At 46.9% G+C, this 15,016-nt stretch carries 15 protein-coding genes; 8 read left to right on the top strand and 7 right to left on the bottom strand.

Going from position 1 to position 15,016, the window contains the following annotated elements:
• The first annotated feature begins 6 nt into the window (after positions 1-6).
• The 4 genes from JJD41_RS11670 to JJD41_RS11655 all read left to right on the top strand — a co-directional run bounded on the left by JJD41_RS11670 (position 7) and on the right by JJD41_RS11655 (position 4,492).
• Positions 7-978 carry an amino acid ABC transporter permease gene (locus JJD41_RS11670; RefSeq protein WP_370583793.1) on the top strand — a complete coding sequence of 324 codons (972 nt, stop codon included), beginning with the start codon at positions 7-9 and terminating at the stop codon, positions 976-978.
• A 234-nt stretch (positions 979-1,212) separates the two neighbouring features.
• Complete coding sequence (locus JJD41_RS11665; protein WP_200666059.1) at positions 1,213-2,262, top strand: amino acid ABC transporter permease; 1,050 nt, start codon at positions 1,213-1,215, stop codon at positions 2,260-2,262.
• Between the two features lie 465 nt (positions 2,263-2,727).
• Positions 2,728-3,843, top strand: coding sequence for a DNA methyltransferase (locus JJD41_RS11660; protein ID WP_200666058.1), 1,116 nt, complete (start codon positions 2,728-2,730; stop codon positions 3,841-3,843).
• Positions 3,844-4,099: 256 nt separating this feature from the next.
• On the top strand, positions 4,100-4,492 hold the full coding sequence (locus JJD41_RS11655) for a hypothetical protein (RefSeq protein WP_200666057.1): 393 nt from the start codon (positions 4,100-4,102) through the stop codon (positions 4,490-4,492).
• A gap of 188 nt (positions 4,493-4,680) precedes the next feature.
• Here JJD41_RS11655 and JJD41_RS11650 read toward each other — a convergent pair whose 3' ends face one another.
• Positions 4,681-5,295 carry a TetR/AcrR family transcriptional regulator gene (locus tag JJD41_RS11650; protein ID WP_200666056.1) on the bottom strand — a complete coding sequence of 205 codons (615 nt, stop codon included), beginning with the start codon at positions 5,293-5,295 and terminating at the stop codon, positions 4,681-4,683.
• A gap of 235 nt (positions 5,296-5,530) precedes the next feature.
• Here JJD41_RS11650 and JJD41_RS11645 point away from each other — a divergent pair, with 235 nt between their 5' ends.
• Positions 5,531-6,610, top strand: coding sequence for a class I SAM-dependent methyltransferase (locus JJD41_RS11645; RefSeq protein WP_200666055.1), 1,080 nt, complete (start codon positions 5,531-5,533; stop codon positions 6,608-6,610).
• A 137-nt stretch (positions 6,611-6,747) separates the two neighbouring features.
• Here JJD41_RS11645 and JJD41_RS11640 read toward each other — a convergent pair whose 3' ends face one another.
• A complete protein-coding gene (locus JJD41_RS11640; RefSeq protein ID WP_200666054.1) occupies positions 6,748-6,963 on the bottom strand; it encodes a hypothetical protein in 216 nt (71 codons plus the stop codon).
• A gap of 11 nt (positions 6,964-6,974) precedes the next feature.
• Here JJD41_RS11640 and JJD41_RS11635 point away from each other — a divergent pair, with 11 nt between their 5' ends.
• Together JJD41_RS11635 and JJD41_RS11630 are read left to right on the top strand one after the other, a co-directional pair.
• Positions 6,975-8,582 carry an outer membrane protein assembly factor BamB family protein gene (locus JJD41_RS11635; RefSeq protein WP_200666053.1) on the top strand — a complete coding sequence of 536 codons (1,608 nt, stop codon included), beginning with the start codon at positions 6,975-6,977 and terminating at the stop codon, positions 8,580-8,582.
• A 153-nt stretch (positions 8,583-8,735) separates the two neighbouring features.
• The gene (locus JJD41_RS11630) at positions 8,736-9,212 is read left to right on the top strand and encodes a TspO/MBR family protein (RefSeq protein WP_200666052.1); all 477 of its coding nucleotides are present in this window, start codon (positions 8,736-8,738) and stop codon (positions 9,210-9,212) included.
• Between the two features lie 116 nt (positions 9,213-9,328).
• Here the strand turns inward: JJD41_RS11630 and JJD41_RS11625 are convergent, their stop codons facing one another.
• Complete coding sequence (locus JJD41_RS11625) at positions 9,329-9,667, bottom strand: FmdB family zinc ribbon protein (protein WP_200666051.1); 339 nt, start codon at positions 9,665-9,667, stop codon at positions 9,329-9,331.
• A 345-nt stretch (positions 9,668-10,012) separates the two neighbouring features.
• Between JJD41_RS11625 and JJD41_RS11620 the strand changes: the two genes are divergently transcribed.
• Positions 10,013-10,966 (top strand): glycosyltransferase family 2 protein, encoded by a 954-nt coding sequence (locus tag JJD41_RS11620; RefSeq protein ID WP_200666050.1) that lies wholly within the window; start codon positions 10,013-10,015, stop codon positions 10,964-10,966.
• A gap of 286 nt (positions 10,967-11,252) precedes the next feature.
• On the opposite strand, the gene JJD41_RS11615 is transcribed toward JJD41_RS11620, so the two are convergent.
• The 4 genes from JJD41_RS11615 to JJD41_RS11600 are packed head-to-tail and all read right to left on the bottom strand — an operon-like array spanning position 11,253 to position 14,881.
• A complete protein-coding gene (locus tag JJD41_RS11615) occupies positions 11,253-12,185 on the bottom strand; it encodes a glycine betaine ABC transporter substrate-binding protein (protein ID WP_200666049.1) in 933 nt (310 codons plus the stop codon).
• A complete protein-coding gene (locus JJD41_RS11610; protein WP_168567399.1) occupies positions 12,182-12,826 on the bottom strand; it encodes an ABC transporter permease in 645 nt (214 codons plus the stop codon). The genes JJD41_RS11615 and JJD41_RS11610 overlap by 4 nt, the downstream gene beginning before the upstream one ends.
• Complete coding sequence (locus tag JJD41_RS11605) at positions 12,823-13,614, bottom strand: ATP-binding cassette domain-containing protein (protein WP_168567400.1); 792 nt, start codon at positions 13,612-13,614, stop codon at positions 12,823-12,825. The genes JJD41_RS11610 and JJD41_RS11605 overlap by 4 nt, the downstream gene beginning before the upstream one ends.
• A gap of 4 nt (positions 13,615-13,618) precedes the next feature.
• Positions 13,619-14,881 (bottom strand): class I SAM-dependent methyltransferase, encoded by a 1,263-nt coding sequence (locus JJD41_RS11600; RefSeq protein WP_200666048.1) that lies wholly within the window; start codon positions 14,879-14,881, stop codon positions 13,619-13,621.
• Positions 14,882-15,016: the final 135 nt, after the last annotated feature.

The following is a 15,016-nucleotide window of genomic DNA, read 5'->3' as shown; positions in this document are numbered from 1 at the left end:
AGGATGATGCAAAACTTGCAAAAACCACTGCGCGATCGCCGTTTTTGGTATTTTACCTTACAGGCGATCGTCGCTTGTTTTATCGCAATTTTCGCTCACTGGCTTTGGCGAAATTTGCAGTTTAATTTATACCAGCAAAATATCGAACTGGGCTTTGATTTTCTCAAATTGCAAGCCTCTTTCGATATTGGCGAAACCCCGATTGCATATCGGCGATCGGATTCCTATACTCGCGCCCTTTTAGTTGGCTTAATTAATTCGTTGCGGGTCACGATCTCCGGAATCGCGATCGCTACTGTGGTCGGCGTAGCGGCGGGAATTGCACGACTTTGGGATAATTGGTTATTGCGAAAAATCTCTCTTATTTATGTCGAAGTTCTTCGCAACACGCCGTTATTATTACAACTTTTCTTTTGGTATTTTGCCGTTTTCTTAAGTTTACCTGCGGCGGAAAATGCAGTTAAGTTACCGTTAGGAATTTACGTCAGCCAGCAATTTTTAGCTTTACCCTTACCCTGGAGTTTTCCTCAATTACAAGAGAACGGACAAATTCTCGGCGGACTCCAACTTTCTCCAGAGTTATCGGCATTATTATTAGGGTTGAGTTTGTACACCGGGGCATTTATCGCGGAAATTGTACGCGGCGGGATTTTATCCGTTCCAAAAGGACAATGGGAAGCCGCGCGATCGCTCGGATTAAAGCCAAGTTTGGTGATGGGTTTAGTCGTTTTTCCCCAAGCCTTACGCGCGATCGTTCCGCCGTTAACGAGTCAGTATCTGAATTTAACGAAAAACTCCAGTTTGGCGATCGCGATCGGCTATCCAGATTTGTATTTTGTCGCTTCAACCACGTTTAATAATACGGGGCGATCGGTGGAAATTATGATTTTATTAATGCTGACTTATTTAAGTATTAGTTTATCAATTTCTTTACTCCTCAATTGGTACAATCGAAAGGTGCAAATTAAGGAAAGATAGTAAGGTGTTAGATATTTCAACTGTCCGACTCAGGGATCTTGCAAACAGCCCGATAGAATAAGATTTTTGGAGTGAGGGTATTCTGCTTTCCTCATTGTTTCTCTAGTTACAAAATTGACAATTTTTACATCTGAATTTTACATCTAAAAACCTTGGGAGTGGTAGCATCTTGCTCCCTCTTTGGGTGACCAATCATTTAGGATGGCTATAGAATCTAGAATCTAAAATCCCAAAATGTCCGAATCGTTAAAACCTGAAACCACCAAAGTCTCGCCGTGGACTTGGATGCGGCAAAACTTATTTAATAGCTGGTACAATAGTATTATCACCCTGATTTGTTGCTGGTTTCTCTATCAAGTCGGGCGTGGATTTATACACTGGGCGATCGCCCTCGCCGATTGGCAAGTTGTCCGCAGCAATTTTTCTTTATTTTTCGTCGGTCGTTATCCCCAAACCCTTTATTGGCGCATGGGCGTCATCCTCGGATTGGTCGGCGCCACCGGGGGACTATCTCTGTGGATCGCGAAATGGCGCCCTCGGCGATCGAAATGGATACCGTTCGCCTGGATTTTGTTATTTCCGGTGATTTTATGGCTGATTGGCGGCGGTTGGGGACTGCAACCAGTTCGGACGGACTTATGGAATGGTTTGCTGTTAACGTTGCTGACGGCGACGGTCAGTATTGTCCTGTCGTTTCCGATGGGGGTCTTGCTAGCCCTCGGGCGACAAAGTAGCTTGCCGATCGTGCGTTGGGGATCGGTTGTCTACATCGAAATTATTCGGGGTTTTCCCTTGATTGGGATTTTATTTATGGCACAAGTGATGTTACCCTTGTTTTTGCCTGCGAATGTAGACCTCGATCGCGTCGTCCGGGCGATCGCCGGATTGACTATATTTAGTGCGGCATATATGGCGGAAAATGTGCGTGGAGGCTTGCAATCGGTCCCTCGCGGTCAAGTGGAAGCGGCGAAAGCATTGGGCTTGTCTTCCCCGTTAATTGTCGTCTTAATCATCTTACCGCAAGCGTTACGGGCGGTGATTCCTGCGATTGTCGGTCAGTTTATCGGCTTATTTAAGGATACGTCGTTACTGTCGATTGTCGGTTTGGTCGAGTTAACGGGGATGGCGCGATCGATTGTCGCCCAACCCGAATTTATCGGACGCTACGCGGAAGTTTATATTTTTGTTGCCTTAATTTATTGGCTATTTTGCTATGGGATGTCTTGGGCTAGTCGCCGTTTAGAAAAAAAGTTAGGAATAGAGACTTCAACCGACAATCGTTGAGGCGATCGCTACGATCGCAGGGGCGCCAGGGGAATTGGGATACAGGCAAGTTTGCTTATTGTTTCGGCAAATAAAGAAAACCTTTTAAAGTTTGATAAACATTCATAAACTATTATGTTACCTGTCAAAAATTTCCAATTACTGTGACTATAATTAAGGAAAATCCCTAAATCAAGCGTCAAGAGCGTTAAGGAGAGTCTCTCATGGATGACTCTGGTAAGAAGTTTCCAATTTATACCGATGAAAGTGTAGCCGACTTGCTGATTTTCTCGATTATTGTTTTGTGTCTGTTTACCTTTGTAATTGTCCTCGGTATTTTTTAGTTGACTGCATCGAACTGAAAAGACAATTAAAAATTCAATAAAGGGCAGGTCGTGGTTAGATCTGTCCTTTCTTTTGCGGATGTATGAACGAAAATATATAAATTTAGGGCGATCTCAATTTATACTTTAAAAAGCTTTTAAAATGAAACTCGATGCGAATTTGTGGCATGGTTCTTTTAATAACAAAGAGAGTACCTTGCAGCAACTTTCTCCTTATGTGGGAAAGCTAAAAACTGGAATGGTGCAAGTTTTGTTACAACTGTATTCTCAAACAGGAGATACGGTACTCGATCCTTTTTGCGGTTCGGGAGTGGTTCCCTTAGAAGCGGCGATCGCCGGACGCCAGGTATGGGCCAACGATCTCAGCCCCTACGCTTACGCAATTTCCCGGGCAAAGTTGGAGGCGCCATCAACCAAAAGCGAGGCGATCGCCCGCGCCGAAATTTTACTCGAAACCGTCGAACGAGAAGCTCCTAACATCGATTTAACCCCAATTCCTCCATGGGTAAAAGAGTTTTTCCACCCAGATACTTTACGAGAAATTATCGTTGCTTTTCGCTGGTTAAAAGAACGAGAAGAGTATTTTATCAGAGGCTGTTTGTTGGGAATTTTACATCACGTTCGCCCCGGTTTTCTGTCTTATCCAGCGAGCCACCTCGTCCCGTATTTACGAAAATCGAAATATCCGCGCGATCGCTTCCCGGAAATGTACGTTTATCGGGATTTGCGATCGCGGTTGCTCGCTAAAATTAAGCGGGCTTATCGCCGTTCTTTACTCCCAGACAATTGGGGCGATCGCCATTATCAGATTTGGCAGGAGAATGCGATGAGTTTGGCGATCGATAACGAGTCCGTCGATACCATTATTTCCAGCCCGCCGTACTTTGGCGCCCTGGACTACGCCCGCGATAACCGCCTGCGTTTGTGGTTTCTCGGTTGTGAGGACTGGCCACAATTAGATCGCTCTTTAACGGCGAAAATTAAAATATATTTACCACAAATGTCGGTCTGCTTGTCAGAAATGTATCGCGTTCTCAAACCCGGCAGTTATTGCATTTTAGTGTTAGGAGACGTGCGTCAAAATGGAAAAACGCGGCGAACGGCAGAACTGTTAGCCGAAGAAGCCCTAAAAGTCACCAACGATCGCTTCCGTATAGAAACAATTTATGACGATCTGATTCCCGACAATCGGCGATCGCGCCGCCAAACAAAAACAACAAAATTCGAGCGGATTTTAGTGATGAAAAAAATCACTTAAGTTTTAAGCAGAGGTAGAAGTCCGTAACCCAGGTATCCCAATTTCATTCCCGATCTCATTTTAGACATTGGAAAGGCAACAAACAACAGAAAAAAGCACAAAATCGGCAGTCAGAAGTCAGTTACCTCAGTCGATCCCGAGGCATTTTTTCTTCCCTGGGAACATCTACCCGCTCACGAGAGTCAATGTCAGAGAAATTCGGCGATTTTTAATCAGAATCGACGAAAAAATATCCTATTCTGGAGACATCAAATCTATGAATCTTTCTCTCACGGCGAAAGTTTTCGCACTCAGTGCAGGTTTTGCATTGTCTTCAGGGTTCATCTTTCCTCACGCTGCCAACGCGCAAATCCCCAAACCCGCTTTGACGGCAACTTGGTTGCTCTTACAAGGTCAAAAATACCCGATTATTCGTTCCATGCCTGTCATTTTAAATAAAGCAGGTGGCTTGGGAAGCGTCGGGGATATTATTCGTCCTCAAAGTAGCGATGACGGTCGCTATGAACTGGTCGAACTCATCGGGGATATGAGTTCGCCGAGTGTTTTTTCATACATGGGACGAACTGCGTTTAGAAGAGCCAAGGTTCAAGATACTGTCACGGGCGAAGTTTTGGAAGTTTTACTTCCCTTAATTGTTCGTTATTTCTAAACCGGATATCTGACAACCCTATAGAATTTTTACCTCTTCCTTTCTAGAAGGTAAACTCCAGTGGTTAGCTGGAGTTTTTTTATATCGCTCTATACCTATTCTCAATTCAGTGAAAGATCTTGCCGTATTTATCGATTCTTTACCCCATAATTCAATGACCCTAGGGGTAAAAAATTTTTGCCCCTACTTTATTTCGGAGTAAATAATAATTCGATATAATTGCGATAGTTAGCAATTTGGGCTTCGAGTTGTTGCGGTTCTTGCAAGACCCGAACTAAAATAAATGCTCCTTCCACTGTTCCGACTAAGCCATCGGCTAAATACTCCGGTTCTACCGGAAAATGCGGCGGATAGAGGGCGATCGCCTCTTCAAACTTACGAGTTAATTTTTGATGCCATTCGCGAATCGTCTCTGCGGCAATCTCCCTAATTTCCGGATCGATTTTTTCAGCTTGATAAAAATAAGAGGCAATCAAACAACCCGCCCCCGACTCTAAAAAGCGATCGCTCATTTCTTGAAGTAACCCAATAAAAATCAATAATTGTTGTAACGGATCGCGGCTGAGACGCTCCGAGCGTTCTAATGACTCATTTAAAATCACTAATTCTTGACGGGCGTAACGTTCCATCAAGGTTTTGGCTAAGTCGGATTTGCTTTTAAAATGATAAAAAAAGGCTCCTTTAGTAATACCTGCTTTCTCCAAAACCATATCGATTGAGGTTCCAGCAAGGCTGTGACCTAAAATGAGCGATTCGGCAGCATCGAGAATTCGTTGGCGCGTTTCTTCACCGGTTCTAGGCATTCAGATCTCCATAATTGGGATGGACGAGGCGATCGCCTCTAACAAACTATTCAGTCTGTAATACTCAATCTAGTGTAACAGATCGACTTGTATTTAGAAATATTAAGCGAAAAAATTTATTTACAAAAAAGCCTAAAACTATTATATAGCAATAATTACATCGATTTAATGCTATTGACGTTACCGATCTCCCGGGCTAGTATACCAACTAGTTGGTTTTTAGGGAGAAATCGCAATGGTGCAGGTCGTTGAAGCCTTTAACGAAAGCAAAGCCGAGGCATTTGCACAGAACTTGCTCGGTATTCTCAACAGTGGCGCTTTGGCATTGATGACCTCTATCGGTCATCGGACGGGTTTGTTTGACGCGATGGGGCAAATGCAAGCGGCGACCAGTCAGGAAATTGCCGATGCTGCCGGACTCAACGAGCGATACGTGCGCGAGTGGTTGGGAGCTATGGTCACCGGAGGATTTATCGAGCATAATGCCCTAACTCAAACATATTTTTTACCGCCAGAACATGCAGCTTTTTTAACGCGGGAGGCGACGCCGAATAATATTGCAGTCAGCTTGCAATTAATCCCCTTACTTGCCAGTGTAGAAGATGAAATTCTCGACTGTTTTGAAAAAGGAGGTGGCCTTCCTTACTCCGCTTACGATCGCTTCCATCAAGTGATGGCAGAAGATAGCGCGCAAACTGTCGTCAGTGCCTTAAAAGATGGGATTTTACCGCTCATTCCCGACGGTATCGATCGCTTAAATCGCGGGATCGACGTCTTAGATCTCGGTTGCGGTCGCGGTCGGGCATTGATGGAAATGGCGAGCTTATTTCCTAACAGCAATTTTACCGGAATTGACTTTTCCAAAGAAGCGATCGCCGATGCGCGATCGGAAAGTACGGCTCGGGGGCTGACTAACATCGAATTTCGAGTTGAAGATGCAGCCAAATTCAACGAATGCGATCGCTACGACCTCATTTTTACCTTCGATGCCATTCACGACCAAGCCCATCCCGATTTAGTTTTACAAGCCATTCACCGAGCATTGCGTAAAGACGGCACATATTTGATGCAAGACATTCGCGCTTCTTCTAATGTTGCCAACAATATTGATTTGCCCGTCGCGCCTTTCTTGTATACGGTTTCTTGTCTACATTGCATGTCCGTTTCTCTGGCAATGGGCGGCATGGGTTTAGGGACGATGTGGGGCGAAGAATTGGCCTTTAAAATGTTGCGCGACGCCGGATTTATAGGTGCCGAACTCAAGCAGCTCGACCACGACATCATGAATAATTACTATCTGTGTCGTAAAAATTAGGAGGATCGTTAAAGATGTGCCAAATTTGTCTGTTAGTCGGGCGTCGGGGGGCGTCGAAGTCGGCAGATTCGAGATTGCTCGATACGCGGGATTTTTCCAAATTCGTGACGCGCGATCGCGCTAAAATTAAACCGTACTCAGACATCAAAGGCGATCGTAACTCCCGATCTCCATCCCATTAAATAAAAATCGCCCTTCTTCTCGTCACGATCTTGTAATTGCCGGATATAATTTGAGACATCGCGCGATCGCGCTTCCCCGATCTTCAAATTGGAGAAAACCGGAGGGCGATCGCGCGATGTCTTGTCAGTTTTAACCTCTGGCAGTTCAGAAATGCGTGTATCTACTTCCATCAACTCGACTGATGACTTTAGCGCGACGAAATTTTAATAAACTGGCGTTGCAATTTTTGCTCGCCAGCGCCATTCCACCGACGATCGCCGCCTGTCAGCGCAGCCATTCCGATACGATCGCCCCTCAAACGCTGTTCTCGAAAGCCGTAACTTCCAAAGTTAACGAATTAGTTCCCGAACCCGGTTTAGAAATCGATTTACTCATCCCTACTTTTCTCGGAAACGATCGCCGCAATTTTTACGGACGAGGGATTCCCAAACACCTCAAAGTTTTGGATAAATTTCCATTAGGAACGGGGAAAACAAAAGTAGGCTCGACCTGGAAAACCTGGAGTGGTGCGGGGTGGACGGGACAACCTACCTTAACCCGCGATCGTGAAAAACTCTATTTAACCATCGGATCTTACGACCACCATTTACGCAAAATCGATCTCGACACCAACGAACTCGTCTGGAAATACCAATTTGATGACGTTCTCAAAGGAACGGCGACAATTTATATCGATCCGACCGCCACAGAGGACAATCGCATCGTGATTTTACAAGGGAGTCGCTTGGGGAATAAAAATTCTGTTTCTACCTCAAAACCGATTCCGAGTTTGCGCGCCATTTCCTTTAGAACGGGTCGAGAAATTTGGAAATTAAATATTAAAAAAACGGCCAGTTATAGCCGGGATAATGATAGCAGCCCTTTAGATTTGGGCAACGGTTTATTATTTAATGCGGGGGAAAATAGTATCGGTTATTTTCTCAACAGTTCGACCAAAGCGATTTCAGAAAAATCGGGCTTTTTGCAGCCGGAAATTGTGAGCGAAGTTCAACTTTACGAAGAAGGAGATCGGAGCCGTCAAGGGGGGAATCTCGTGACGGAATCTTCTCCCGCCAGACTCGGCGATCGCCTTTATATCGCCTCCGGTTCCGGTCATATTTATGGCATTAGTTTGACCGATCGCCAAATTGTTTGGGATTTCTTTACCGGATCCGATCTCGATGGAACCGTGGCGATTTCTGACGACGGAAAACTTTTTTGTTCGGTAGAAAAACAATATATTTCCGGTTCGGGAGGCATCTTAAAACTCGATCCGACTCAAGACCCGCAAGCGGCGATCGAATGGTTTTTACCTACAGGAAATGCCAATTTAAAAAGTTGGAAAGGCGGGGTAATCGGTTCGGTGGCGTTAAACGATCGCTATCGTTCCGGGGAAGAGTTTCCGCCGCTTTTCGCAACGAATGCACTCGACGGCTATTTTTATCTCGGATCGCAACATACCGTAACCGGGGAAAAAGTTAAAAGCTTTTCCGGGAAAGGTGAATACGATACGCCGTTAATTTTGTACAAGCAAAAAATCGGCGCGTCGATTTCTACGCCAATTTTTACCGAGGGAAATCGGGCGATCGCCGCCGGATATAATGGGGTTTATTTATTTGAGTTTACTTGGGAAAAAAGCAATCCGGGCGATCGCCAAGCGGCGGTCAATTCCCGAGGCGAATTTTATCGTTTGAAAGTCGAACAAATTGCGGCATTTAAACCCGGTGTTTCTTTTGAAGCTACCCCAATTGTTTGGAACGATCGCGTTTATCTCTGCGGTCGCGATGGTTGGTTATATACGTTAGGGTAACCTAAATAGGATCGCTAAAAATACAAATAATCTAACTGGAGGTAGAGCGGGCGATCGCCTAAAAATGTTATAAACAAACCAGCAAAATATCTCGAAATCGAACACCATTAATCGCTCAATTTGCCTTGAAAGCGCGATCGCGCCGAAAAACTGATGTTAAAATCTTGGATGGTTGTTGCTGTCGTCACTTTACTGGTGGCGATCGGCGGAAGTTCCCTCAATTCTTCAGAAGATTTACGCTGGTTTAATCGCCTGCATCGTCCCCAATGGCTGACCTTTGAAGCCGCCATTCCCCTCATTTGGACGGTCATTTTTATCTGTGGCGCGTGGTCGGCGGTGGTGACTTGGGAAAGCGACCCGGGAACTGTTAAAACTTGGGTATTGATGGGGTTTTATTTAGCTTTAGAAATCGTGACTATTTCCTACACGATTCTGTTGACCAAACTGCGAAGTTTGCTCGTCGGAACGATCGTCGGCGCTACGGGAACCGTACTGAGTGCTTTACTCGCCGTCAGTGTCTGGTCGGTTTCCCAGTCGGCGGCGTTGTTATTAGTTCCTTATTTACTGTGGAGTCCGATCGGTACTTATACGACTTGGGAAATGCTCAAACTCAACCCCCCTCACCGCTAGTCCGATCGCGATCGATCGCTTTTTCGAGGGGCGATCGGGTTTTGAGAGCGGGTCAACCCATAAACATCCCGATCGCGCGATCGATGGCGAAATAAAAGACAGAATTAATGGCAAAATTAATCGCCAAATTTCTTTTTCATATCCGGGTAAGTGGAGCGATCGCCCGGTCGGACAATGCGACTTTCATTATCCGTCGCCGTGACGTTTTCATAAACGCCATCGTCGCGTTTGACTAACTTGCTAAACCCGTGACTCTTCAGATCGCTATTCCCCGTCGGGACGATCGTATGTGGTGCGGTAATCAAACGCTTGACGGGAGTATCTTCCGGCGTATCCCCCGGATCGCATTTGGCAAAACGGCAGAGTTCGCCCCAGGTTTGCGCTCTCTCGTTCATCCCGTGCATGACGTCCAACTTTTGGTTATTACTCGGACACAAATAACTGTAGATGGGCATGGCAATAACTCGATTGACGTGTAGGGTATGACGATTTTTAGGAAAATCTTCCTCAATTGAATCCTAGCAATAACTCCCCCTAGTCGTCAATGTAGCGCTTTAGATAAAAAATGGTAAACCATTGGATAAAATAGCTCTATTTAGTTAATACTTTTTCCTAAAATTCCAAGGAACTCATTGTTTTTTTAGAAAGGTTATTGTCAACAAAGACTAGATCGGAGAACGGCGATCGCCACTTTCTCGATTGGGCAGGCCCGTCTAGGCGATCGCCCGTTCCCCAGTCGCAATTTCCCGTACAATTGAAACTTTGCCCTTAATTTTCTCAATCCATCAGTAAGCGCGCGGATGACTAAACTGATTATCCAAATTCCTTGCTATAACGAGGAACGAACCCTCGGCGTCACCTTGAGCGAATTGCCTCGCCAGTTGCCCGGAATCGATGAAATTGAATGGTTGATCGTAGACGATGGGAGTCGCGATCGCACCGTAGAAGTTGCCAAAGCTTGTGGGGTCGATCGCGTCGTCCGCCTCGGAAGTAACCAAGGGTTAGCGAAAGCTTTTATGGCAGGTTTGGAAGCCTCTTTAAAAGCGGGCGCGGATATTATTGTGAACACCGATGCGGACAATCAATACTGTGCGGAAGATATTCCCAAACTGATCGAACCCATTTTATTGGGAGACGCAGAAATCACGATTGGCGAACGACCGATCGCCGATATCGAGCATTTTTCGCCCACTAAAAAAGCCCTCCAACGCCTCGGGAGTTGGGTCGTTCGTTTGGCGAGCAATACGAAGATTCCCGACGCTCCGAGTGGTTTTCGCGCCTTCAGTCGGGAAGCGGCGATGCGTATTAATGTTTTTAATGAATATACTTATACTCTGGAAACGATTATTCAAGCGGGACAAAAGGGAATGGCGATTACTTCGGTTCCCATCCGCACGAATGGTTTTTTACGACCGTCGCGTTTAGTCAAAAGTATTCCCGCCTATATTCGGCGATCAATTTTTACAATTTTTCGGATTTTTATGACGTACAAACCTTTACGGTTTTTCCTCATTTTGGGGAGTTTTCCGTTTGGGTTGGGATTTATTCTTGGCGTTCGCTGGATTGTTTATTTTTTGATGGGAACGGAACGCACGCGAATTCCGAGTTTAATTCTGGCGGCAATTTTAATGTTGATGGGCTTTCAGTTATGGATGTTGGGCTTAGTGGCGGATTTAATGGCGGTGAATCGCAAGTTACTCGAAGAAATTCAGTTGCGCTTGAGGCGATCGGAGATTGAAAAAGAACGGAAGTAGGAATTTGAGATTTTAGATTTTAGATTTTAGATTTTATGGTGGTTTCAAATAAGAATGAGACACAATATCTGTGTAGAGGTGATTCGCGAATCACCTCTACAGGGTGTGGGTAAACTGACTCTTAAAGGCGCTGTAAATGCCAGAACCTGTCTCAATCTAAATTGAAATGACTTTAGATTTTAGATTTTAGATTTTTAGAGATTACAAAGATAAATATAAAGTAGGGGTTTGGTAACCAAACCCCTACAAGATCAAACATCGCTCTTAATGTTTATAAAATAATCTCTTATTGGCCAAAGTTTTTCTCAGCTAAAAACTCGGCGACTACATTTTTAACTTTACGAAATTCGCCATCGACTTGATAGTTCAACTGTCGCATTTCGGCGGCAGAAATATTGCCGGAAATTTGGCCGATGACTTCGGCGAGTTCGGGATATTTTTCTAAGGTTTCTTGGCGAATGACGGGAATAGCTTCGTAAGGAGGGAAATATTTTTTATCGTCTTCTAGAACGACTAAATTGAGGGTTTCGATCAAGCCGTCAGTGGAGTTGGCGGCGATCGCGTCTACCTTATTGTTGACCAAGGCGCGGTACATTAACCCTAAATCCATAATTTCCGGACTGCTGGAAAACTTGAGGTCGTAAGTGTCCGACAAGCCGGGAAAACCATCTTCGCGCGAGATGAATTCGTAACCAAAGCCTGCTTCCCATGCGGGGGCGTAGCGAGCTAAATCGGAAATAGTTTTTAACTGATATTTTTGGGCATCTTCGTTACGAACGACGATAGCGTAAGTATTTTGAAAGCCGAGGGATTGACCCACTTCTAAATTAAATTGCTGTCGATATTCTTCGGCGACAATTTGATAAACTTTTTGGGGATTACTTATCGGTTTTTTGTTTAAAATTGCACTCAAGGCCGTTCCGGTATATTCGACATAGGCATCAATTTGTCCGGCAACGATCGCCCGATGACAGATAAAAGTTCCACCTAAATTTAAACGTCTTTGGACTTTTAAATCGGTTTGGTTTTCGATATGTTGGGCGAGCAGTTCGCCTAAAATGACTTGTTCGGTAAAATTTTTCGAGCCGATCGCCAGGTCTCCGCCGCCGGAGAATCCGGAGATCGAAGTATTGCACGCCGCCACCGCCACCGTAGCGATCGCCGAAATCAACAACAGGGCGATCGTCTGCCAGCTTTTCTTCGCAAACACTCGACTCATTCGTTCGCCGCTCCTTTGGGAGTGATGTGATTTTCGAGCCAGCCGATCGCGAAATCCGCCAACAACGCCATCAACGCCGCCGGAACGGCTCCCGCGAGAATCAAATCGTTATTGACCATCGAGATCCCTCGAAAAATAAACACGCCCAACCCTCCGGCGCCGATCGCCGCCGCGATCGTGGCAATCCCGACAGAAATCACCGTAGCTACGCGAATTCCGGCCAAAATCACCCCTAACGCCAACGGAATCTCCACTTGAACCAATAACTGCCAGTCCGTCATTCCCATTCCGCGTCCGGCTTCGCGCACTGCCGGGTCTACATTGGTAATCCCGGTGTAGGTGTTGCGAATAATCGGCAGCAGGGAATAGAGCATCAACGCCACCATCGCCGGAACTTTGCCGATCCCGCCGAGGAGGGGAACGGAAATCAAGAAACCGAACATCGCCAAACTCGGGATCGTCTGCACGATATTGGCGAAAGTCAACACGGTTTGAGATAAGCCGGGCTTGCGGGTGATCAAAATTCCGAGGGGCAATCCGATCGCCGTCGCCACCAAAATCGCCACGAACACTAAAAACAGGTGTTCGCCCGAGCGCAGCAAAATTTCCGATCCGTATCGGATTAAAAAAAAGTCGTTCATCCCTGAGACTCCCGGGCGAACGCCGAGGCTTCCACATCTTCGAGCGATCGCAAACAACTGATAAACGCCCGGGCCTCCGGATCCTCCGATTCGAGAAACTCTGCCGGAGTCCCGAGGGCGACCATCTTACCGCCGTGCATCAAGCCGATGCGCGACGCCAAGATAAATGCTTCTTGAATGTCGTGGGTGACGAAAACCACCGTTTTCCCGAGTTGTTGCTGCAGGCGGCAAAACTCCTGTTGCAACTCCAAACGAGTAATCGGGTCGAGGGCGCCGAACGGCTCGTCCATCAACATGATCGGCGGATCCGCCGCCAGGGCGCGGGCGACCCCGACGCGCTGGCGCTGACCTCCGGACAATTGTCTGGGATAGCGGTGTAAGAACTGTCCCGGGGGATCGAGTCCGACCAGTTCGAGCAACTCGACCACCCGAGCTTGAATGCGATCGCGCTCCCAATTGAGCAACGACGGCACCAAGCCCACATTTTCGGCGATCGTGAAATGGGGAAATAGCCCGTATCCTTGAATCGCGTAACCGATGCGGCGGCGCAGGGCGATCGGATCCCAGCGCGTCGTCGGCTGACCTTCGACCAACACCTCCCCCGTCGTCGGGACGTAGAGGTGATTGATCAACTTCATCGTCGTCGTCTTGCCGCTTCCACTGCGTCCGAGTAGGACGAGGGTTTCACCCTGGTGGATCTTGAAATTTAAGTTCGACACCAACGTGCGACGGTTGACGCGGAAGGACACGTCGAAAAACTCGACGGCGTTTTCGTTTTCCCGTGACATCAAATTACTTTTTGAATTCGTACACCGCTAACAGACCGTGGGACGCGCCCAACCCCTGTTGCAAGTTCCATTCTAGCTCTCGCAACAGATAGGCCAATTGCGGTTCGACCAAATTAGCGCGCGGGTCGTCCAAGCGCATATTCGGCGCGCAACGGACCGCCTTGCGAATCGTGCGGATCGCATCTTGAACCAGGGGCGGTTCTCCCGCCGGGGGTTCGGTTTGGAGTTTGTGCGGGTTGCGCCAGTGTTCCAAGGCGTCCATGCAGGCGTAAACTACCGCATTCCAAGCGTCTTGCAGCTTGTCGAAAAAGCGATTGAGATGGGGGTGATCCGGATGGGGATGGTACTCGAACAGTAACTGAGATAAATCCGTGCGGGTGTTGATTTGGTGTAAGGAGTTAACCGCCGCGCGCAGGGGAGGCGCTTCCGCATTGAATTCCCGAGTGTTCATGTGGCGTCCGACCAGGATCGAGCGATCGCACAGACGGCGTTTCGAGACTTTGACCCCTTTACTCGCCGCAATTTGGGTCACGAAGCGATCGAATTCTTCCCCACCCCAGAAGCGAATCGGGAAGCGTTCGACTTCGATCTCGCCCCGTGCGTCGGGCGGGTAGATATACGACATCGAATAGGTTTTCATAATCGAGCCGTTATCCTGATGTTCCCCCCAGTAGCACGGCCATTCGTAAGAATAGCGTCCCAACAGATCGGCGACGAAAATCGAGCGATCTTCGACATTTTTGCAAATTTGGCCGATTAACTGCTCGAAGGATTCGTCGTTGAGGTGGGAAAGAGAACCGTAAGAGGAGAAATACACGTCGTAGGGTGCTTCTCCCGGTTCCATCGGCAATCCTTCGTTGAGATCGCAGACGTGAAATGAGGCTTGAGAATGCTTGGCGTGCACTTCTTTGCCTTTTTCGATCATCGCGGGACTGATGTCTACACCTTTGTAGCAACTAATATCCCGGTAACTTAAGACCCGTTCCGGTTCGGAATCGAGATTGCGAGGGCGTTTCGGCAGGGTGGTGAGAATTCCGAGTCCTTCACCCGCGCCACAGCCCAAATCCATGACTCGAATGCCGCTATTCGCTTCTCGTTGGCGTTCCACCAACGGTTCGAGAAATTGACTTAATACGGTTCGATTAAAGCGGTCTTCCCAATATCTTCTTACGTTGTCGTGTTTGCCAAATAGACCTGGAGAATCGCTATCGTAGGCCCCGATTGCAACAGCTTTGGCGTAGTTTTTGAGAACATCAAGTTGCTTCATACACTCTGTCCCTCAGTGTTGTTTGTGGCCACCCGCGAACAAGTGACGAATTTTGTTTTAGATTTTGACCGCTTTGCCCGTGACTTTTTACAGTCGTTCGACTCCCTCGGTTGATGTTGAAAGATCGAATTGTGG

Source organism: Oxynema mangrovii CENA135 (assembly GCF_016632315.1).
Classification (GTDB): domain Bacteria; phylum Cyanobacteriota; class Cyanobacteriia; order Cyanobacteriales; family Laspinemataceae; genus Oxynema; species Oxynema aestuarii.
Note: the sequence above shows the minus strand (reverse complement) of the source record. Positions and strands in the feature narration are given on the sequence as shown.